Origin of the sequence: Nocardia speluncae NBRC 108251 (genome assembly GCF_001613245.1) — a bacterium.
GTDB lineage: Bacteria > Actinomycetota > Actinomycetes > Mycobacteriales > Mycobacteriaceae > Nocardia > Nocardia speluncae.
In genome coordinates this window covers 24,987-45,032 of the sequence record NZ_BDBZ01000016.1, presented here as the reverse complement: position 1 = coordinate 45,032, position 20,046 = coordinate 24,987, and the positions used below count along the sequence as shown (strand labels likewise).

The window sequence follows — 20,046 nt, the reverse complement described above, 5'->3', positions numbered from 1 at the left end:
CCGGGCGCGGGTGGCACGGCGGAGCGTCGGTCACCGGGCTCGGCATCCTGTCCGTGCGGGTCACAGATCCCAAGGGTCCAGTCCGAACTCGGGCAGCGTGTGGTCCAGATTGGACAGTCGCTTCAGTGAGGCCGCGAGTTCGCCACGCCGCCCGGCGGTAGGCGAGTCGGAGTAGGCGCGAGCAGTGGCCAGATGTTCGGTGGCCAGCTGGTGGGCGATCGCAGTGCGCGTGTCCCGGCCGACCCTGTCCCATTCGCCGGGACCGATATTCGCCCGCAAAGCCCGGTCGGAATCCCAGTGCTGCTGGACGCGGGCGATAAAGGCGTGGTCGAGCCGCGCTCCCGGGGCGGGGGCGAGGGTATGGCGGGCAAGGCTGTCGGCATCGCTGACGGCCTGAGCGGCGAAGGCCATTTCCGCGTCCGTCCCGGCGTGGTTGAGCACCGCGTTGCCCGCGGCGACGGCCTTCTGCAATGGCGGGAACCCGTACGGGTGCCGGAAGCGGGTATCGGTTCGGGTCTGTCGTGCCCGCATATGGTTGTGGATCCGTTCGTGGCTCGCCCCGGCGTCGAGCAGTACCGCCGGTAGCATCTCGGCCGGTACCCGGTTGTTGTCGAGATGCTTCAACGCCCGGTTCAGACCGAGCTCGGTGTCGATACCGCCCCATGCGGCGGCTTCCTGGCGTGCCAGCAGGCGCCAGTTCTGCCGGCCCATGGCTCGCCACCGGTGCGATTCCAACCGGGCCGCCGCCGAAGCGATATTCGCCCGATCGTTGCGCATTCTGCCGAAGGCCAGTGGGCTCAGCGGATTCGACGTGCGACCGAGCAGCCAGGCAGTCAGCGGTGAGGCGTTGACGGTGTTCAGTGCCGCCAGGCTCGCGATCGTTCCCATCCCGGAACCACCTCCCGAACCTCTGCCTCCACCCGCGCCGCCCATCCCGAGCGCGGTCCCACCCGATCCCGCGGGCGCACCCTGGATGGCGAGCGCAAACCGGTTGGCAGCCCACGTCGAACCACGCGTGAGACTCTTCGACAAACGGCCCATCTGGAATATGGCGACAATTTCCACGACTGCGGCGATCACGATCACGGCGACCACCTGGCCGCGGGCCTGATGGAAGATATTTCCCAGCAGCACCAGGTAGATACCGACGAAAACGGTGTATGCGCACATGCGGGCTGCCGCGATGCCCGAATTCACCAGGTTTCGTATCAGGAAGGACTGGGTCGGGCCGTAGACGAAACCACCGGCGACGAATCCGAATACCGCCATGATCGCCTGGTAGACGGCATCGAGCGCCGCGCGCATCAGCCGAAGGGAGAGCACCACCGCGAACAACAGCAGCACGGCTGCCGAGACCAGGAGCACCAAACCGGTGCCGATCTGGCCTATATGCGGATGGGCGGAGGTCACCGCGGCGGTGTCGCCGCAGGCACCGAGTTCACGCTGGGTCCGCTCGGGATCGCCGGCCGTCATCCCCGCCGACCATGCTGCGGCGCAGGCGGACCGGTCGTCGACGATATGCCCGAAGTTCCACACCTGCACCGGGCGGCGCGCGAAATTATCGGCCATATCCCCCTGCAGAGTGCTCAACACCTGGTCCGGATTCCGGGAGTCCGCCCCGTTGAGGCCGGCGGCGACCGCCATACCCAGATCACGACCCCGGGCCAGCGGACCGTCCGACCCCAGGGCACCGGCCAGCGGGGACGCCAGGAACAGTGGCCCCAGAACGGCCACGACCAGCATGGTCAGTATCTGGATGACAGCCTTGCTGTGAAAGCCTCGCACCGTGAACCAGGCCACGAAAAATGCTCCGATGCTTACGGCCGTAATCAGGACCGCGGGAGTGGCGAGCTGGTCGGCGAAAGCGTTCACTGCCCCCTGTAGTGCGCCGGCGAACAGGTCGAGCCAGGCGAAACTGAGCGCGTAACCGATGAACCAGATCGCCGTGGTCACGATGACCATGTAGCCGACGAATTCCAGGCCGATCAGTGTCCAGACCACCGTCGCACCGGGATCGAGGAGGCTGCCGCGCGCGCCGACGAAGGTGTAATCGGCCAGCTGCACGCCGGCGGAATCGCGGATATTCATCCAGGCGACACCGTCCATCCGGTTCGGTGCCGAACCACCCGCACCGTCCTGAGCCATCGCGACCGCACCCAGCCCGCCCGGGAACACGGTGAGAATCGCTACCAGCAAGAGGCCGTAGAGGAGCCGGCGCCGGCGCGGCCCTGCCCATGATGCCGGGAGTCCGCGGCCACCGAGAATACGCACTGTCGTGGGTCCGCTACGGCGCCGTGGTTGTCGTGCGCCCGGGTTTCGCGGGTAGTGCCCGCCGATCTGCTCTGCCGATCATGTCGGCATTGGTAACGACGCGGAATGAAGTTCAGCTGAACTGATAGTGGCGGATCGTGGGGACCACGGTGAATTACGAAATAATATCAGGTGCCGTAACCAGCATTGAGAACACCACTAGAATGCGCGAATAAACTTGGCCACAACGGGGGTTTTCCGAATTCTTCCGGGGATTTACCCGACAATTGCCGACAGCCGACCGGTTTGCATGTTTCGGTACACAATGGTGGGTCCATCCCGCACAATGCCGGCGCTCCGCCGAAGTCCGGCAGCCGGGCGGGCCGCCCGCACCGCCACCGGTTGATAGCATGGCGGGTCCGGCCGACCACCCGGTCGGCTTGCCCACCAGGAGACATCTCGAAAGAGTCCTTCCATGCAGTTTGAAATCGTCGAGCGGGACGAGACGTGGGTGGCCGGACTTCCGGTACGCAGCCCCAAGCGCGCGCTCGGTGAACTACGCGACCGTGACCTCGAGGGCGCCTGGTCTTCGGTGCTGCATCACGAACTCGGTGGGCCACTCGCCACCGCGTACACGGACTACTCATCCGAACTGGGGACATACAACACTCAGATCGTCGGCTACGCGTGCCACTCCTTCGACGAGGTCACCCGTGGCCATCTGGTGGCGCGCCTGCCGCGCGGCACCTATGCGAAGTTCTCCTCGGTGGGCAATTTCCCGCAGATCATGATCGGCCTGTGGACCCAGATCGCCTACGCCGAGGAGAGCAACCGGATAAGCCGGACCTTCACCGGCGATTTCGAGTTCTATCCCCACGCGTACAAGATCGACCTGTATCTGGCGGTCGAGCCCCGATGAGCTACACGATCGTGGTGCGCGACGAGTCGGTGTACGCCGGCCTGGTGGTGCCGAAGGTGCGCCCCAGTTTCAAGGTCAGCAACAGCGAACTGATCGAGTTCCTCAAGGACCGGCTCAGCGAACGGGCGGCCGAATTCGCCGGTTCGGCGGAGGCGGAGCGCCCGATGTACACCGTGTACGTGCGCACCCCCACCGGGACCTACAACGCCGTGGTGTGTTTCGAATACGCAGACCCGGGCGGTTCCGCCGTCGGCGATGTTCTGGTCCGTGTCCCGCGGGGCGTCTACGCGCGGTTCGTACCAAACGGCGACTACCACGATCCTGTCGAGGATGTATGGGCGCAGGTCGACGATGCGACGGCTTCGGCCGAGATAACTCGCGCCTACCGCGAGGAGATCGAGCTCTGGCACGGTTCGGAATCGGTGGAACTGTTCATTTCGATCGCCACATGACAGCGGCGCGAACCGTTCGTTGCCGAGAGATAACCAACTCCGAACCAACCGGTCTGCTGGTAACTGAGGATTCCCTAATCACCCGGCCTGACCTGCGATAACAGACGCATCTCACATCAGTTTTCGGAAGATTAACCAGAGTTCTGGTCAATTGTGCCTCGATGACGGATACTGCACTGGGCACGCCGACGAGCCGGGGCGTCGGACGAGCTGCTGGACAACATATCCCGTGCACCCACCGGGTGCACGGCGAAAGAGTAGGAACTGCCATGACTGTCGAAACGATCGCAGTCGGCCAGGAAGACCACCCGCGCCAAGGCCGCGCTGCGGGGTTTCGCGACAACGTCTCCGGCTACACAATCTGCGCCACCACCCCCGAACACTCCCCTGACCTCTGGCACCGCTACCTGGCCGGTGCCCAGCAGGCCTACCGCCATTTCGGCAACGAGCAGGCCTTGGAATACGACGCCGTCGCCGACGGATCGTCGACGGCCCTGTTCTTCGCCGCCACCGACACCACCGGAACGGTGGTCGGCGGCCTGCGAGTACAGGGCCCGTACACGTGGGCCTCGGAGGTCGACTCGCTCACGCCGTGGGCCGGCCGGCCCGGTGCCGCGGACCTGAGTCTCATGATGGCCCGGCGAATTCCACGCGGCGTGGTCGAATCCCGGGCCGTCTGGGTCGCCCGCGACGCCGACCGCCGCAACGATCTGACGGCCGCGATCTCCCGCTGCATCGCGCACGCCCCGCGACTGCTGGGCGCACGCTACAGCTTCGCTACGGTCGCCTCGTTCACCACCGAACGGCATCGCGCGAGCGGCGGCGTGGTCGCGCAGGCGATCCCGCCCGTGCCCTACCCGGACGAGCGCTACCGAACGGTGCCGATCTGGTGGGATACCAGGACCTATCATGTATTTGCTGACAAGTTGCAGTATTTGATGATGCGTGGTGAACTTCGCGCTATGGGATTAGCTGAACCGAGGTCGTCCCGGTCACTCCGGCCGCTGCGCCGCGGTGGGGAGGAATGCCGGTCACATGGTCGGTGAAGCAGATCTCGGAGTGGAATACCGGCCGCTGATCCTGGACCCGGGCGATCCCGACGACGAACGAGCACTGGTCGGGTTGCGCAGCACACCGCATATCGAGATCAACGATCTGCGCGGTTTGCTCGCCGCCGAGTTCGGCAGGCTCAACGATCCCCCGGAAACCGCCGAAGGCCCGGCCGACGATCGCTGGGTGTACTACCCGTGGCGGCGCAGCGTGCTGGTCCTGCCGGGGCCGCGGACCTTCCGCGCGATCCGGCTCGACCGCAATCGCAACAAACTCACCCGCGCCGAACAGGACCGGCTGCGCACCCTCACAGTCGGGGTTGTCGGGCAGAGCGTGGGGCATGCCATCGCCTACACGCTGGCACAGGAGGGGGCGTGCGGTGCACTCCGGCTCGCCGATTTCGACGAACTCGAACTGTCCAACCTCAACCGGGTACCCGCCACGCTGTTCGATATCGGCGTGAACAAGGCGATCGTCACTGCCCGCCGGATCGCCGAACTCGACCCCTACCTGACGGTGGAGGTGCGCGGCGGCGGACTGGATCCCGATACCGTCGACGATTTCGTCGACGGGCTGGGAATCGTCGTGGAGGAATGCGATTCCCTGGATATCAAACTGCTCGTACGCGAATCGGCTCGGCGCCGGAAGCTACCGCTGATCATGGAGACCAGCGACCGCGGCCTGCTCGATGTCGAACGTTTCGACCTCGAACCGGGACGGCAGCCCTTCCACGGCCTGCTCGGCGATATCGCGGCCACCCAGCTGCGCGGCCTGTCCACCAGGGACAAGGCACCCTATGTCGTGGGTTTGCTCGGCGCGCGCGATCTGTCCGCCCGGATGGCGGGCAGCCTGGTCGAGGTGGGCGAGACCCTGAACAGCTGGCCGCAGCTCGGCGGCGATGTGGTGCTCGGCGCGGCCAGTGTCGCGACGGCGGTGCGCCGGATCGGCCTGGGCCGGCCGTTGCGTTCGGGCCGCACCCGGCTCGATATCGAACAGGCCCTCGACGCCCTTGCCGATCCGGACCTCGATCTCGACGAACCCGCCGCCGACACCGAGACCGGTACCGCGCCCACGGCGCCGCTCGACCTGATTCTCGATTGCGCGCAGCGGGCGCCGTCCGGCGGAAATATCCAGCCGTGGTCGCTGCACACCACGGAGCAGGAAATCCGGATCACACTCGATCCGCAGTACACCACCGCCATGGATACCGGCTATCGCGGCAGTGCCGTGGCCGTGGGCGCCGCGCTGTACAACGCCCGCGTCGCGGCGGCCGCCCACGATCGGCTCGGTCCCCACGAGTTCATCGAATCCCCGGACGCCCCGCTCACCGCGGCGCTCCGGCTCGGCACCGGTACAGACCCGGAACTGGCCGCCGATTACCCGTACGCGCTGGCCCGGGAGACGAACCGCCGGATCGGCCACGGTGGCCGTATCCCGGAGCCCGTCCTGTCCGGTCTCGCCGCCGCGGCCGGCACCGAAAACGCCCAGCTGCGGGCCGCCACCTCACCGGCCGCCCTGCGCGCGATGGCCGAGGTGCTGGCCGATTCGGACCAGGTCCGCTACCTCACTCCACAGTTGCACCGCGAGATGTTCGCGGAGATGCGCTGGCCCGGGGACGACCTCTCCGACGGTATCGATACCCGTTCGCTGGAACTCGCGCCCGACGAACGCGCCGCCATGCAGATCGCGCGACGCGCCGACGTGATGGCGCAATTACACAGCTGGTCGGCCGGCTCCGCGCTCGGCGATTACGCCCGTGACCGGGTAGGTTCCAGCTCCGCCGTCATTGCCGTCACCTTTCGCCGGGAACCCGGCGTCCAGGGCGGCGGATTGGCCGGCTACGCCCGTGCGGGGGCGGCGGTCGGGCGAGTCTGGCTCCAGGCACAGCGGTCGGGTCTGGCGGTGCAGCCGATGTCGCCGGTGTTCCTGTTTTCGCAAACCCGTACCGAACTGGATGCACTTTCTCCCGCGTACGCGGATAGACTGTCCACACTTCAGAGTCGTTTCCTGGAAATACTGGAAGTGCCGGAACAAGAAAGCGTGGCGCTGGTACTACGCCTGAGTTACGCGGCAGCTGCCAGCGTGCGGAGCATGCGTCGCCCGGTACCGGGCGGAGAGCTCCGCGGTTAGTGTGATCGGAGATCAGGTGCCTCGGCGGACACTCGACTCGCTGGTGACTGAAGTCGCCGCGGAGCTGATGGGCGTCGATTCGGCGACCATGGTGTCGGCGACCGAGCAAGTGCTGGCCATGCTGATCGACTATTTCGATGTGGACTTCAGCTACCTGCGGCACAACGATCCCAAGAACCGGTCGACGGTGCTCATGGCCGAATGGCCGCCGCGTCAGGACGTGCCCGAACCCGACCCGCTGAGGATCGTCTATTTCGACCAGGCCGATTCGGTGTTCCGGTCGCTCGAGCACGCCACCGAGCCATTCCTGATCCCGGCCAGCGCCGCCGACTACCAGCAGACGATCCACTCCGCGTCCGGGCTCGGCGATATCAGCTCCGCGGCCGTCCCGCTGGTTTCCCGCGGGAAATCCACCGGGCTGCTCGGGTTCGTCAAGGTCGGCGACCGGGACTGGAGCAACCGCGAACTCAATGTGCTCAAGGCGATCGCCACCCTGTTCGCCCAGTTGCAGGCGCGGGTGGAGGCCGAGGAACAGCTCCGGTTCATCGCGCTGCACGACGACCTGACCGGTCTGTCGAACCGGCGTGCGTTACTCGAACATATGGAACAGCGGCTGACGGCCGGCAGTCCCGGACCCGTCGCGGCTTTCTTCCTCGACCTGGACCGGCTCAAGGCTCTCAACGATTTCCTCGGCCACACCGCCGGCGACAAATTCATCCGAACCCTGTCCGAGCGGCTCCAGGACAATCTCGACCCCAACGATATGATCGCCCGTCTCGGCGGCGACGAATTCGTGATCGTGCCCGCCAAACCCATGGACACCGTCGCCGCCGAATACGAGGCGACCCGGATCCGGGAACTCATCAGCCGCCGGGTGACCGTCGGCGGCGAATCGGTGAGCCGCGGCGCCAGCGTCGGCGTGGCGGTCGGTATCCCCGGAGAGACCACCGTCGCCGATGTCCTGCGGCGCGCCGATCACGCCCTGCTGTCCGCCAAATCCGGCGGTGGTAACGGGGTCGCCCTGTTCACCGACGCGATGCGCGCCCAGTTCGAGCTCCAGGACGATGTGGAACTCAACCTGCGCAGCGCCGTCTCCGACGGATCGCTGATCCTGCACTACCAGCCCGAAGTCGATCTGCGCACCGGCCGCATCGTCGCGATGGAAGCCCTCGTCCGCTGGCTGCATCCCACCCGCGGCCTGTTGCCCCCCGGTGCCTTCGTCACGGTGGCCGAGGCCACCAATCTGGCCGGTGAGCTGGGCCGCTGGGTAATCCGCACGGCCTGCGCGCAGTTCGCCCGCTGGCGCCGCCAGGGGTTGGCGACCAATATGGTCATGCGGATCAACGTGTCCCCGGTGCAGCTGGTGAGCTTGGATTTCGTCGAGCGGATCGAGGATATTCTGCGCCATTTCGGGATCGACGGCAGCTCCATCTGCCTGGAGATCACCGAACACGTGGTGGTACAGGACCTGGCCCGCACCCAGGTGACGCTGCGCGGGCTCAAGCGAATGGGCGTACAGATCGCCATCGACGATTTCGGCACCGGCTACTCATCGCTGTCCCATCTGAAGGCACTACCCGTGGATGCGGTGAAGATCGACCGGGGATTCGTCCAGCGGCTCGGGGCCAGCACCGACGACCTCGCCATCGTGAAATCGATCATCGGCCTGGCCGGGTCCTTCGGGCTGGGCGTGGTCGGCGAAGGTGTGGAGACGCCGGTCGCCGCCCGTACCCTGGTCGGCTTGGGCTGCTACCGGGCTCAGGGCTTCCTCATCGCCCGGCCGCTACCCGCCGACGAGGTCGGTGAGCATCTGAGCGTGGGCCGGATCCCGCTCAACCTCGATCTCCCACGCTCCGGCCGCGGCCAGCCCGACCGCTAGCCTGCCGGGGCCGAAATAACACCGGGTGTCAACCAGCTGTTCGACGGCCCGGTTCCGGCGGGCCCCCGGCCCCGGCCACGATCGGCGACGTGCGCATCGTACAACTGGCCAACTTCTACGGACCACGCTCCGGAGGTTTGCGAACCGCGCTGCACCACTTGGGCGAAGGGTATGTGGCCGCCGGACACGAAGTAGTACTGATCGTTCCCGGGCCTCGGCGCGCCGAGGAGATCCTGCCGGGCGGGGTTCTGCGCATCACTCTGCCCGCATTACCCATCCCGTGGACCGGTGGCTACCGCGCCGCCGATCCACGGCGGGTGGCCGATATCCTCACCGGCCTGCGTCCCGACGCGCTGGAAGTATCCGACCGGCTGACGTTGCGCGGGTTCGGACGCTGGGCGCGGCGTCGCGGGGTGGCGGGAGTGATGATTTCGCACGAACGGCTCGATCGGCTGCTGGGGCAGGTCATGCCGCACCGGTATGCCCGCCGCCTCGCCGATATCGCCAACCGCCATACGGCCGCTCAGTACGACATGGTCGTCTGCACCACCGAATTCGCCCGCGCCGAATTCCGGCGGATCGCCGCACCCAATGTCGAGATGGTTCCGCTGGGAGTCGATCTGGACCTGTTCAATCCGCACCGCCACGATCACGGTCTGCGGGCAGGGCTCGTGGTGCCCGGTCATCCCCTGCTGGTGCACTGCGGGCGTCTGTCGGTGGAAAAACGGGTCGACCGCAGTATCGAGGCAGTGGCCGAGTTGCACCACCACGGAGTGGAAGCGCGTCTGGTGGTCGCGGGTGACGGTCCACGGCGCAATGCGCTGCAACGACGGGCTCGGTCGATGCCGGTTCTGGCAGGAGGCCTGCCCGCGGTCCATTTCACCGGGTTCATCACCGACCGCACCGAGGTCGCCAGATTGCTGGCCACCGCGGATATCTCGCTCGCCCCGGGCCCGCACGAGACTTTCGGGCTCGCCGCGCTGGAGGCACTCGCCGCAGGCACTCCAGTGGTCGCCAGCCGGTCCTCGGCCCTTGCCGATATCGTGACCGCCGATTGCGGCGCGGTGGCCGCCGACGATCCGGCCGCATTCGCCCGAGCCGTCACCGACGTGCTTGCCCGGCCGCCCGCCCAACGGCGAGGCGCCGCCCGGCAGCGAGCCGAACAGTTCACTTGGCCGGCAGCCGTATCGGGCATGTTGGCGGTACTGGACCGCTGACCGGCCGACTCCTCGCACAGGCGCGGCCGGGTAGCCCGGCGACACGACACCGCATATTTCGAATCGCGGTATCGCGGTGCCCGGCCCGCACCGGACGGGCACCGCGAGCGATCACACCCGCGCAGGCAGCCGTCGGCGGCCGCCGACGATATCGCCGATCAATTCGGTGTAGCCGTCGATCAATTCGGCCAGGCGGTGCCAGCGTTTACGTGCGTACTGATCGCGCGCCCCGTCGGTTTCGACCACCGCGTTGGCATACACCCAACCCCAGGCCATGCGATCGATCACGGCGCCCAGTGTCTCGGTGTGGATCAATCCGTCGCGCGGTAGTGCTCCGCGTTCGCGAACCCAGTCGTCGATATCCTCCACCAGCTCGCGGCGGCGGTTGTCCACTTCGGCCACCAGGTACACGTCCCGCATGGTGGCCCGGCGCGCATGCAACGCTGCCAGCGCGTGCGCCGAGCTCAATAGATCGTGATCTGCGAATTTGGTCCCCTGAAAACTGCACAGCAGCTGCGTCGCTGTCGGCAGTCCGCCCCTCGGGGGCATTACCTGCCGCCCCGTTCGAACGTCACCCGGCACCATCACACTCTGTTCAAACATGATCGGCTCTCGATTCGGTCATCCCGCACATCGGATAGGTTTTGTTCAGTCGGTGACAATAGTTGATACACATCACTCTGCACCGGAGAAACGCACTATTGCATTCGCTCATTGGAGCAAATCACATCCAGGGCCGTAACAGAAGGCCGCACAACACACATCCGGCTTCTCACAACACCTCCCGGGTTGCCGATCGAGACACACCGGGATCCCGGCCTCCCACGCACGGGCACCCACAGCCCCGACGCAACGCAAGAAAGCCGACATTGCTGAATGACCGCGCGATGCCGATCAAGAGACCCGGAATCACCGGAGACGACCCCGAACGCAAGAATCCCCCTGAGCCGTCGCCGGCCAGAGGGATCCTTCTATCTGTGGAGCTAGGGAGAATCGAACTCCCGACCTTCTCGATGCGAACGAGACGCGCTACCAACTGCGCTATAGCCCCGTGCGGCTCAGTGAACCGCGCTGTGCCACTCTAGCAAACCGGGTCACGGTACACCGAATCGAGGTGCTGACCTGCAATTATTCCGAGATGAGGGCCGACCGGACGGCGCTGTCCGGTCTTGTTCACGCTCCCGCAGCGCGGCGGATATCGCCGCCGCTGGCACGGTGGCGCACCGTCCGGGCGATGGTGGCGTCATAGGCGTCCAGGTGCTCGAAGGCGGGGTCTTCGTCATCCAGTTCGAGCAGATGGGAGCGACGCCGCAGCGCGCGAGCGGTATCGCGGTCCATACCGGGCCGGGCGGCGGCCGGGACGGCAGACTCTTCGGACTCGTCCAGCTCACCGTCGAGGTCCCGATCGCGGTCGGCGAGCCGGGCGCTGCGCCGCCGCCGGATCTCCTGTTCTATCCGCACCTGTTTGCGCAGATATCCGAGATAGGTGACCAACGACAGCAGCGCGCCGCCGCACCCCCACCAGAAAAGTGGGCCGATGGCCACGGCGAGACCGCCGCAGAGCACCGCACCGAGGATGAGAGCGACCACGGCGCGCTGCCGGAAGGTGTAACGGGCGGCGCGCACGATGGCGTCGGCTTCGGGGTCGTAGCCGCCGCGCCCGCGCCGGGTCGAGACGAAACCGCCCTCGCCTTCGGGCTCTTCGGGCACGGGCGCACGCCGGGTGTCGGCGCGGACCGGTGGGATCCGGGCGGGCGCGGTGTCCATCACGTCTCCGCTGAGCAGTTCGGTTTCCGCGGCGGTGTCGCCGGCCGGCTCCGTTTCCCTGTCGTCTTCTATATCCGGGTGGTCCTCGGATTCCTCCGGGGTGTCGATATCGTCGAAGATATCGGCCGGCTCGTCGCCGAGGTCGGTGTGCGGTGTTTTCTCGTCGGCCTCGGTGACGGTCTCCTCGGCTGTTGTGGTCATGCGATCCTCCGCATCATTGCCGTGGCGACGCTTTCGATAGGAGCGGGCGGACCGCTTCTTGCGGCCATACCCACTTCTCTTGCGCCGTTTGGAATCTCCACGATGCAGTACCCGCGTAGCCAGAGCCGTGTCCGTTGTCCGGCGGATCCTCGGATGCCGGTCGGCGAGGATAGGGAACAGGACGAAGACCCACACCACGACCAGGCCGATCCACAGGATCGAGTTCGCCATCGTCGTCAGCACCTCCGTCCGCATGGTCATCGTCGCAGCTCACGCCATGACCGGTGCGTCCCGGAACCGGAGTTCTTCCCCGCGGGCACGTCTCGCAGATCGTGGTACGAGCTTCCCGCCGATGGCGCGAGGCCGCACCACCGACGTCCGTAGGTTAATTCCGAGTAGGGGTACAACACGGCAGGCGCGCCGTGCACATACGCCACATGAGTCACATTTCCACCAGCGCGAGACCGAACAGGCCGGGCCCGGAGCCGGTTCAGCGCAACGTCAACCGCCCTTCCCGGGCCAGCCGGTCGACCACTCTGCCGGACAGTTCTTCCGCCGTCACAGCGACCAGCAGATGATCGCGCCAGGCACCGTCCACATCGAGATATCTACGCAGCAAACCTTCTTCACGGAAGCCGACATTGCGCAGCACGGCCTGACTGGCCAGATTCTCCGGACGGACCGTGGCCTCGACCCGATGCAATCCGACCGGGCCGAAACAGTGATCGAGCCCCAGCGCCAGGGCCGCGGTCGCGACGCCCCGTCCGCCCAGATCCCGGGTGACCCAATACCCGATCCACGCGGACCGCAGTGCGCCGCGCACGATATTGCCGACTGTGAGCTGGCCACCGAACGCGCCGTCCACCTCGATCACCAGCGGGATCATGGCCCCGCGCCGCGCCTCGGCCTTCAAACTCGACCACAACGGCGGCCAGTTCGACGCATGATTACGCGCTTCCCAGGGGCCGCGCCCTGTCGGCTCCCATGGTTCCAGATGGTCGTGATCCCGCATCCGGATCCGGCTCCAGGCCGCAGCGTCCCGTAACCGCACCGGCCGCAACGTGACCGCACCGGCCCCGACCCGCACCGGGCCCAGATGCGCAGGCCACCCGGGATGCTGCGTAGCCCGGAATACGTTCATGGACTCCACTTCTAGCCGCGCTGCGCCAGGAACGCGACTCGAACCTTGTCACCGGTGCGGATTTCGGTGTCGTCGGGCTCGACCACGATCAAACTGTTGGCCTCCGACATCGCGGCCAGCAGATGCGACGAGCCCCCCGCGCTGTTGCCCAAGGGCTGCACCAAGTACTCGCCGGTGGCCTCGTCGCGCATCAACTGGGCCCGCAGATAGCCCTTGCGCCCGGCCATGGACTGGATCGGAGTGATCGTACGGGCGCGCACGATCCGGCGCATCGGCTGCCGCCGGCCCAGCGCGATCCGGATCAGCGGCCGCACCATCACCTCGAAAACCACCAGGGCGCCCACCGGATTCGACGGCAGCAGGAAGGTCGGTACCTCGTCGCGGCCGAGCCGGCCGAATCCCTGAACCGATCCCGGGTGCATCGCGACCCGCGCGATCTCCAGTTCACCGAGACCTTCCAGCGCCTCACACACCTGGTCGGAGGCCCAGCCGCCCACCGCGCCCGCAATCACCACGACCTCGGCACGCACCAGCTGGCCCTCGACCACATCGCGCAGCCGGCGCGGGTCGGCGTCGACGATACCGACCCGATTAACGTCCGCGCCCGCGTCGCGCGCGGCCGCGGCCAGCGCATAGGAGTTCACGTCGTAGACCTGACCAGGCCCCGGCATCCGATCGATATCGACCAGTTCCTCCCCGAGGGAGATCACCGAGAGCCGCGGCCGCGGATGCACCAGCACCTTGTCCTGCCCCACCGCGGCCAGCAGCCCGACCTGAGCGGGACCGATGATCGTGCCCGCCTGCACGGCCACATCGCCGGGTTGCACATCGTCACCGGCGCGGCGCACGTAATCGCCGGACCGCACCGGCTCGTACACCTTGAGGCGCCCACGGCCGCCGTCGGTGAAATCCAGCGGCAGTACGGCGTCCGCGAGCGTGGGCAGCGGCGCCCCGGTGGCCACTCGGACAGTTTGCCGCGGCTGCAGCCGAATGGGCTGGCGCGAGCCGGCGAGTACCTCCCCGACCACCGGCAGGGTCAGATCGACCAGTTCACCGTCCTCGTCACGGATATCGGCGCCCGCGGATGCCACATCCACACTGCGCACGGCGTATCCGTCGATCGCCGCCTGGTCGAAACCCGGCAGCGGCCGCTCGGTCACCACATCCTCGGCGCACAGCAGCCCCTGGGCCTCGGATATCGCGACCCGCACCGGTCGCGGCGCGACGGCCGCGGCCGTCACTTTGATCTGCTGATCCTCGACAGAGCGCATCCAGCCCTTCCCGATGTCCTCGCCGGCGCAGGCGACCTCATTCGTCCACGGTGAGTTTCGGGTCCCAGTCCGGACTCAGCCGGTGCTGGAGCCACTCGCGTAGCGCCGGACCGTATTCATCACGCTCCAGCGCGAAATCCACCGCAGCACGAAGATAGCCGCCCGGGTTACCCAGGTCGTGGCGCGACCCACGGTGGACAACCACATGCACCGGATGTCCTTCTTCGATCAGCAGCGAAATCGCGTCGGTGAGTTGCAGTTCCCCACCGGCACCCGGTCCGATCCGGCGCAATGCATCGAAAATCGCGCGGTCGAGCAGATAGCGGCCGGCGGCAGTGTAGGTCGACGGCGCCTCGTCCACGCTCGGCTTCTCGACCATCCCCTTGACGCGCATCACATCTGGATTGACGGCGTCGGGCACCGGGGCGACATCGAAAACTCCGTAAGCGCTCACCTGGTCCGCGGGGACGTCGATGGCGCACAGTACAGACCCACCACGTTTACGCCGGACCCGGTTCATCACATCCAGCACCCCGCACGGCAGGACCAGATCGTCGGGCAACAGCACCGCGATGGTCTCCTCATCGGGGTCGAGCACTGCTTCGGCCTGGGCCACCGCGTGTCCGAGTCCCAGCGGTTCCTCCTGCACCACGGAGGTGACATCGAGCAACCCCGGCGCCTTGCGCACCTTCTCCAGCAGCTGGAACTTCCCGCGCTCGGCGAGTGTGCTCTCCAGCACCAGATCCTCCACGAAATGCGCGGTGACCCCGTCTTTACCGGGGGAGGTCACGATTACCAGCCGCTGGGCACCGGACCCGGCAGCCTCGCTGGCCACCAGTTCGATGCCCGGGGTGTCGACCACCGGCAGCAATTCTTTGGGAACGGTTTTGGTGGCGGGCAGGAATCGGGTCCCCAGCCCGGCCGCAGGTACGACGGCCGTCCGGAATTCCGGTTTCGACGGGTGCACTTCCCCGTTCCCCTGCACTGCGGCCTCTGCTGTCATATACACACCCTATCCACGGTGCTCCGCGTTCAAACGGCTGTATATATCGGCGCGCCTTCCGAGCCCGAGTCCGGCGGCGCGGCTCGTGCGTCCAGCCCACTGCGCCGGACATTTCGGACCAGCGTGTTCTCGGTGCCACTGCCGGCGCGTTCCGGGAGCGGTATCCGGGCGCAACCGGCCGGAGCGGCGCCAGAGGCCATGTGGGCGCATAGGGTTGTCGCCGTGCGGATGCCCGAGGAGATCGACAAGCAGGCCTGGCGGGCGACGATTCGTGCCCGGCGCCTGCAAGTTCCGGACTCGGTACGCGCCGCGGAAGCCACCGCGCTCGCGGCGTCCGCCGGCAGGTTGGGCACCGGCGAGTGGGTGTGCGCCTATGTGCCGGTCCGCGGGGAACCCGGATCGGTGGCGATCGCCGAGGCGCTGCGGGCGGCGGGGAGCCGGGTGTTGCTGCCCGTAACCCGCGAGACCGGCCCGCTGTACTGGGGCGAATACACCGGCACGGACGCCCTGGTTCCCGCGCGCTACGGCCTACTCGAACCGGATGGACCGATCCTGGCACCGGAAACGGTCGCCACGGCCGAGCTGATCCTGGTTCCGGCCCTGGCAGTGGACCGGCGCGGCGTTCGACTCGGGCAGGGCGCCGGATACTACGACCGGACGCTCGGACTGGCCGACCCCGCCGCGCAACTGATGGTGGTGGTCCGCGACGACGAACTGGTCGAGCATCTGCCGGAAGAACCACACGACATCCGCATGCCCTGGGCCCTCACTCCGACCGCCGGACCGGTCCCCCTGAACACCACCCACCCCTGATCACCCATCAGCGAGACCCGGCACCCCGCCGATTCACCCCGGCCGGCGAGACCCCCAGATGGTCCTCCCCGACAGCGAGGTCAACCAAGGCTCGACTCACCATCCGCTCCCCCGCATGTTCACCTCCCCCGGGGCCCTCGGTCCGGAGCGGAGAAGTCCAGGGTCGACAGGGTCCCACCCGCGAGCCGCGGAGTGACTCCAGAATCACAGCCCCACCCAGCTCTCGATGACACCGAGACCCTCAGCACACCCTCGTACCTGCGGGAATCAATCCGCGATTGGCACTGTTGGCACTGTGGCCTGTAGAGTGCTAATTCTCGAATACCGCGGAGGACCCAGTGCCAACCTATTCATACGCGTGCACCCAGTGCGACAACCGCTTCGATATCGCTCAGTCGTTCACCGATGACGCACTCACAGTGTGCTCGGAGTGCTCCGGAACGCTGCGCAAGCTGTTCAACTCGGTGGGCATCGTCTTCAAGGGCAGTGGCTTCTATCGGACCGACAGTCGCAGCGGGTCGTCGTCCGCCAGCGAACCGGCGAAATCGGACAGCTCCAGCTCGTCCGGCTCCTCCGATTCCGGCTCCAGTTCCTCGAGTTCCGCAGGCAGTTCCTCGAGTTCCGCAGGTTCCGCCGGCACTTCCTCGGCACCGGCGGCCGCCGCCAGCTGAGCGAACACCCGCACCGGGGTCGGTGCCCGCGCGCTGATTCATCCACAGCCCGCGAGTTGTCCACAATCATTCCGAGGCCGGGTCGAGGCGGTGTTTCCGCCCATACGCTCGGCCTATGAGTCGTCTACGTCCGTCCTCCGCCACCCGTACCCGTGGCCGGCTCGGGTCCGGGGAAACCTGGCGCGACGCGTTCGACAACCGGCCACCGTGGGCGGATGCGGTCCTGTTACGGCGAATCCTCGCCGGCCTGTGTGCCGTGGCGGCCGTGATGCTCTTCCTCCGCGAGGATCCCGAACGCGCCCGTATCTCCGTGGTGGTGGCCACCCGTGATCTCGCTCCCGGCCATCTGCTGGCGCCTGCGGATCTCCGGCTCGCACGGCTGCCGCCGGGCGCGGCGCCCGAAGGCGCCGAGACCGATCCGGCCGAGGTCGCGGGTGCGGTCCTCACCGCAGCACTCCGTCCCGGCGAAGTACTGACCGATGTCCGGATCGTCGGACCACGCCTGGCCGAGGTGGCGACCGGCTCCCGGGATGCCCGGATCGTGCCCATACGGCTCGCCGATTCCGCCATCACCGAAATCCTGCGCGCCGGAGACCGGGTGGACGTTGTCGCCGCCGACACCACGGATCCGGCGGCGGCCGCGACATTGGCCGAGGACGCCGCGGTGGTGCTGGTTCCGGAACCACCTCGCGAACCCGGCGCGGGCCGGGCCGGGCCGGTGGTGCTGGTGGCGCTCGATTCGCGGCGCGCGGCCGCCGTCGCCGCGGCTTCGCTGAACAGCGCGCTCACGGTGATCTTCCATTGACAGCCGAAGAGCCCGCCGCGCAGTTGCGCGAGGGGCCCTCCGGGTAGCCGTTCCGGCCGGCGCGAGCTGTTCGGCCGGGAAACACGGGGTGCCTATCAGCCGAGGCTGAACGGCTGGCCCCACAGCGTTACGACGGACATGACGTTGTCGGTCTCGACCTTGACCTTGACGAAGGACCGCGCCTGCGCGTAGCCGCCGCAGCCGCTCAGGCCGATGGTGGAATCGGACCAGGTGACCGAACCGCTGTTGCCATCGAATCCGTTGTTGGTCGAATGGTCCTCGTTGCCGTAGTCGTCCGGCTTCTCGATATCGAGGACGTAGAAAGCATCGGCTTGGCCGGGCCCCAGGGTCAGGTTGCCGCCGACCTCGCCCTCGGGGCTGACACTGCCCTCGGAATCGACCTCGGCGCTGGCGCCGCTTTCGGCACCGCCACCGTCGATATTGACCTGGCAGCCCACGACATAGCCGGGGTAGATCTTGCCGCCCACGTCCTCGCCGCCGCCCGAGATCTCGACCTGGGCACTACCGGAGGCCCAGGCGTTGCGATGGACCGGAGTGGAGCCCATGGACGGGCTGATGGTGGCGGACTCACCGACCATGCGGACCGTCACCACGGTGCCGTCGGAGAGGGTTTTGACGATTTCGCCGCCGGGCAACGGAATAAAAGTGTCGGCATGGGCGGCGCCGGTGGAGAACAGACCGAGCGCGACCGAGGCGGCCGCACCGACGCCGGCGAGGCGCGCCAGATTCTTACGGTTGAACATGTGTGGATGCCCCTCTGGGGTTGAATTCGCTACAGCGAGAGTTGTGGTGAGTGAACCGGTGTCAGCGTCAGCCGATGCTGAACGGCTGCCCGTAGAGGGTGGTCTTGGAGTAGTGGTCACCGATGATCTCGACCACGGTGTAGGCACGGGCCTGCGCATACCCGGCGCAACCCTGGATCTCCATCTCAACGTCCTGGTATTCGACGGAGTAGACACCGGGCTTCTCGATGTCCTTGTAATCGATCTGGACGAACTTGACCTCACCCGGACCCAACTCCACGCTGGTCGAGCCGCCGAGGCTGCCGCCGTCCAGGGTGAGGCCGAGGGATCCACCCAAGCCGATCGCGTCGTCACCGATGCTCACCTGGCAGCCGACGATGTAGCCGGTGTTGAGCTGCGAGGCACCGTGGGTGGAGGAGTTGTTGGTGCCGTCCGCACCGGTCGGGCCGTTGTTCGGGCCGGCTTCGCCCTCGGGCGTGACCGAGACGTCGGCGGCGGCGTTGCCCGAGACCCACACGGTCCGGCCCGCGCCGTTGGCGGCCATCGACGGCGAGACGAGCGCGCTCTCGTGCGTGCGGTTGATCTTGACACCGGGCCCCAGCTTCTCACCGTCCGGCAGCGGAACGAAGGTGTCCGCGTTGGCGGCACCGGTAGAGAACAGACCCATGGCCACAGCGGCTACGGCGCCCACGCCCAGGGCGCGCGCGCCGTAGCGCAGACCGGTGGTGCGGTTCTTGCTCATATTTCCCCTCATCAAGGTTTTCAACGACACCCGACTTCGCAGCGATCGACGTCGGGGCGGCCCGAGAACAGGCTCCATAGAGCTTGGGTTACGGCTGTAGCCACTAGATGAACCCGAAACCACACGGCCGGTGAATACTCGGCTACCGCGCCACCGATTCGGTGTGGCATCCGGATGATTCGCAGGTAACCAGAAGGTGACGCGCACTGAGGGGACCACCCGGCACCGGATATCCAGAGACGAGACAGGCCCGCCGCTGCCGCGGCGGGCCTGTCTCCGTGCCGGTACGAACGTTGGATCGGGTGTCAGCCGAGGCTGAACGGCTGACCCCACAGCGTGACGTAGCTGATCACGTTCTCGGTTTCCACCTCTACGCTGATGAACGACCGCGCCTGGGCGTAGCCGCCGCAGCCGTTGAGGCCGATGGTCTGGTCGGACCAGGTCACCGAACCGGTGTTGCCACCGAAGCTGTTGTTGGTGGAGTGGTTCTCGCTGCCGTAGTCGTCCGGCTTCTCGATATCGAGGACATAGAACGATTTCGCCTGGCCGGGGCCGACAGTCAGGTTGGCGCCGGTTTCGGCGCCGGGGCTGACGTTTCCTTCCGTATCCATATCTGCACTGGCGCCACCCTCGGCACCACCGCCGGCGATGTTGACCTGGCAGCCCACGACATAGCCGGGGTAGATCTTGCCGCCCACCTCTTCACCGCCGGCGATCTCGACCTGCGCGCTCCCGGAGACCCACGCATTGCGATGCACCGGGGTAGCGCCCATGGACGGGCTGATATTGGCCGACTCGCCGACCATGCGCACGGTCACTACCGTGCCGTCGGACAGCGTTTTGACGATTTCACCGCCGGGCAGCGGTACGAATGTATCTGCATTGGCCGCTCCGGTCGAGAACAGACCCGTGGCGAGGGTGGCAGCGGCGCCGATACCTGCCAAGCGCACCAGTTTCTTTCGGTTGATCAT

At 67.0% G+C, this 20,046-nt stretch carries 18 protein-coding genes and 1 tRNA gene; 9 read left to right on the top strand and 10 right to left on the bottom strand.

Going from position 1 to position 20,046, the window contains the following annotated elements; all coding sequences use genetic code 11:
- Window positions 1-60: 60 nt before the first annotated feature.
- Window positions 61-2,196 (bottom strand): hypothetical protein, encoded by a 2,136-nt coding sequence (locus NS6_RS16705; RefSeq protein ID WP_068042846.1) that lies wholly within the window; start codon window positions 2,194-2,196, stop codon window positions 61-63.
- Window positions 2,197-2,725: 529 nt separating this feature from the next.
- Here NS6_RS16705 and NS6_RS16700 point away from each other — a divergent pair.
- The 6 genes from NS6_RS16700 to NS6_RS16675 all read left to right on the top strand — a co-directional run bounded on the left by NS6_RS16700 (window position 2,726) and on the right by NS6_RS16675 (window position 9,897).
- Window positions 2,726-3,169 carry a GyrI-like domain-containing protein gene (locus tag NS6_RS16700; protein WP_068042845.1) on the top strand — a complete coding sequence of 148 codons (444 nt, stop codon included), beginning with the start codon at window positions 2,726-2,728 and terminating at the stop codon, window positions 3,167-3,169.
- The gene (locus NS6_RS16695; RefSeq protein ID WP_068042844.1) at window positions 3,166-3,621 is read left to right on the top strand and encodes an effector binding domain-containing protein; all 456 of its coding nucleotides are present in this window, start codon (window positions 3,166-3,168) and stop codon (window positions 3,619-3,621) included. The genes NS6_RS16700 and NS6_RS16695 overlap by 4 nt, the downstream gene beginning before the upstream one ends.
- Window positions 3,622-3,890: 269 nt before the next feature.
- Entirely contained in the window at window positions 3,891-4,667 is a 777-nt protein-coding gene (locus NS6_RS16690) for a hypothetical protein (RefSeq protein ID WP_068042842.1), read from the top strand.
- The gene (locus tag NS6_RS16685) at window positions 4,657-6,801 is read left to right on the top strand and encodes an Rv1355c family protein (protein ID WP_068042839.1); all 2,145 of its coding nucleotides are present in this window, start codon (window positions 4,657-4,659) and stop codon (window positions 6,799-6,801) included. The genes NS6_RS16690 and NS6_RS16685 overlap by 11 nt, the downstream gene beginning before the upstream one ends.
- A gap of 43 nt (window positions 6,802-6,844) precedes the next feature.
- On the top strand, window positions 6,845-8,680 hold the full coding sequence (locus NS6_RS16680; protein ID WP_084471136.1) for a bifunctional diguanylate cyclase/phosphodiesterase: 1,836 nt from the start codon (window positions 6,845-6,847) through the stop codon (window positions 8,678-8,680).
- Window positions 8,681-8,769: 89 nt separating this feature from the next.
- Window positions 8,770-9,897 (top strand): glycosyltransferase, encoded by a 1,128-nt coding sequence (locus tag NS6_RS16675; RefSeq protein ID WP_068042837.1) that lies wholly within the window; start codon window positions 8,770-8,772, stop codon window positions 9,895-9,897.
- A gap of 111 nt (window positions 9,898-10,008) precedes the next feature.
- On the opposite strand, the gene NS6_RS16670 is transcribed toward NS6_RS16675, so the two are convergent.
- The 6 genes from NS6_RS16670 to NS6_RS16645 all read right to left on the bottom strand — a co-directional run bounded on the left by NS6_RS16670 (window position 10,009) and on the right by NS6_RS16645 (window position 15,280).
- Window positions 10,009-10,446 carry a DUF4254 domain-containing protein gene (locus tag NS6_RS16670; protein WP_068042835.1) on the bottom strand — a complete coding sequence of 146 codons (438 nt, stop codon included), beginning with the start codon at window positions 10,444-10,446 and terminating at the stop codon, window positions 10,009-10,011.
- Between the two features lie 429 nt (window positions 10,447-10,875).
- Window positions 10,876-10,948: transfer RNA gene (locus tag NS6_RS16665), tRNA-Ala, on the bottom strand.
- Between the two features lie 122 nt (window positions 10,949-11,070).
- Window positions 11,071-12,126 carry a divisome protein SepX/GlpR gene (gene sepX / locus NS6_RS16660; RefSeq protein ID WP_245669388.1) on the bottom strand — a complete coding sequence of 352 codons (1,056 nt, stop codon included), beginning with the start codon at window positions 12,124-12,126 and terminating at the stop codon, window positions 11,071-11,073.
- 229 nt (window positions 12,127-12,355) lie between these two features.
- On the bottom strand, window positions 12,356-13,006 hold the full coding sequence (locus NS6_RS16655; RefSeq protein ID WP_068043002.1) for a GNAT family N-acetyltransferase: 651 nt from the start codon (window positions 13,004-13,006) through the stop codon (window positions 12,356-12,358).
- Between the two features lie 11 nt (window positions 13,007-13,017).
- Complete coding sequence (gene glp / locus NS6_RS16650) at window positions 13,018-14,277, bottom strand: molybdotransferase-like divisome protein Glp (RefSeq protein ID WP_068042833.1); 1,260 nt, start codon at window positions 14,275-14,277, stop codon at window positions 13,018-13,020.
- 37 nt (window positions 14,278-14,314) lie between these two features.
- A complete protein-coding gene (locus NS6_RS16645; RefSeq protein WP_068042999.1) occupies window positions 14,315-15,280 on the bottom strand; it encodes a UTP--glucose-1-phosphate uridylyltransferase in 966 nt (321 codons plus the stop codon).
- Between the two features lie 228 nt (window positions 15,281-15,508).
- On the opposite strand from NS6_RS16645, the gene NS6_RS16640 reads away from it, so the two are divergent.
- From NS6_RS16640 to NS6_RS16630, 3 genes are all read left to right on the top strand, one after another.
- Window positions 15,509-16,093 (top strand): 5-formyltetrahydrofolate cyclo-ligase, encoded by a 585-nt coding sequence (locus tag NS6_RS16640; RefSeq protein ID WP_068042997.1) that lies wholly within the window; start codon window positions 15,509-15,511, stop codon window positions 16,091-16,093.
- Window positions 16,094-16,431: 338 nt separating this feature from the next.
- Window positions 16,432-16,764: an FmdB family zinc ribbon protein gene (locus NS6_RS33955; protein ID WP_084471117.1), complete on the top strand. Its 333-nt coding sequence runs from the start codon at window positions 16,432-16,434 to the stop codon at window positions 16,762-16,764.
- 115 nt (window positions 16,765-16,879) lie between these two features.
- Window positions 16,880-17,569: an SAF domain-containing protein gene (locus tag NS6_RS16630; protein WP_068042830.1), complete on the top strand. Its 690-nt coding sequence runs from the start codon at window positions 16,880-16,882 to the stop codon at window positions 17,567-17,569.
- A 95-nt stretch (window positions 17,570-17,664) separates the two neighbouring features.
- On the opposite strand, the gene NS6_RS16625 is transcribed toward NS6_RS16630, so the two are convergent.
- The 3 genes from NS6_RS16625 to NS6_RS16615 all read right to left on the bottom strand — a co-directional run bounded on the left by NS6_RS16625 (window position 17,665) and on the right by NS6_RS16615 (window position 20,046).
- On the bottom strand, window positions 17,665-18,333 hold the full coding sequence (locus NS6_RS16625; protein WP_068042828.1) for an MspA family porin: 669 nt from the start codon (window positions 18,331-18,333) through the stop codon (window positions 17,665-17,667).
- Between the two features lie 67 nt (window positions 18,334-18,400).
- Window positions 18,401-19,075 (bottom strand): MspA family porin, encoded by a 675-nt coding sequence (locus NS6_RS16620; RefSeq protein ID WP_068042826.1) that lies wholly within the window; start codon window positions 19,073-19,075, stop codon window positions 18,401-18,403.
- A 305-nt stretch (window positions 19,076-19,380) separates the two neighbouring features.
- Window positions 19,381-20,046, bottom strand: a complete 666-nt coding sequence (locus NS6_RS16615; RefSeq protein WP_068042825.1) for an MspA family porin — start codon at window positions 20,044-20,046, stop codon at window positions 19,381-19,383.

What these genes read in the sequence shown, in the direction of transcription:
- NS6_RS16700 (WP_068042845.1), top strand. Translation starts at nt 2,726, where the DNA reads ATGCAGTTTGAAATCGTCGAGCGGGACGAGACGTGGGTGGCCGGACTT.
- NS6_RS16695 (WP_068042844.1), top strand. Translation starts at nt 3,166, where the DNA reads ATGAGCTACACGATCGTGGTGCGCGACGAGTCGGTGTACGCCGGCCTG.
- NS6_RS16690 (WP_068042842.1), top strand. Translation starts at nt 3,891, where the DNA reads ATGACTGTCGAAACGATCGCAGTCGGCCAGGAAGACCACCCGCGCCAA.
- NS6_RS16685 (WP_068042839.1), top strand. Translation starts at nt 4,657, where the DNA reads ATGGTCGGTGAAGCAGATCTCGGAGTGGAATACCGGCCGCTGATCCTG.
- NS6_RS16670 (WP_068042835.1), bottom strand. Translation starts at nt 10,446, where the DNA reads ATGCCCCCGAGGGGCGGACTGCCGACAGCGACGCAGCTGCTGTGCAGT.
- sepX (WP_245669388.1), bottom strand. Translation starts at nt 12,126, where the DNA reads ATGACCATGCGGACGGAGGTGCTGACGACGATGGCGAACTCGATCCTG.
- NS6_RS16655 (WP_068043002.1), bottom strand. Translation starts at nt 13,006, where the DNA reads ATGAACGTATTCCGGGCTACGCAGCATCCCGGGTGGCCTGCGCATCTG.
- glp (WP_068042833.1), bottom strand. Translation starts at nt 14,277, where the DNA reads ATGCGCTCTGTCGAGGATCAGCAGATCAAAGTGACGGCCGCGGCCGTC.
- NS6_RS16645 (WP_068042999.1), bottom strand. Translation starts at nt 15,280, where the DNA reads ATGACAGCAGAGGCCGCAGTGCAGGGGAACGGGGAAGTGCACCCGTCG.
- NS6_RS16640 (WP_068042997.1), top strand. Translation starts at nt 15,509, where the DNA reads ATGCCCGAGGAGATCGACAAGCAGGCCTGGCGGGCGACGATTCGTGCC.
- NS6_RS16630 (WP_068042830.1), top strand. Translation starts at nt 16,880, where the DNA reads ATGAGTCGTCTACGTCCGTCCTCCGCCACCCGTACCCGTGGCCGGCTC.
- NS6_RS16625 (WP_068042828.1), bottom strand. Translation starts at nt 18,333, where the DNA reads ATGTTCAACCGTAAGAATCTGGCGCGCCTCGCCGGCGTCGGTGCGGCC.
- NS6_RS16620 (WP_068042826.1), bottom strand. Translation starts at nt 19,075, where the DNA reads ATGAGCAAGAACCGCACCACCGGTCTGCGCTACGGCGCGCGCGCCCTG.
- NS6_RS16615 (WP_068042825.1), bottom strand. Translation starts at nt 20,046, where the DNA reads ATGATCAACCGAAAGAAACTGGTGCGCTTGGCAGGTATCGGCGCCGCT.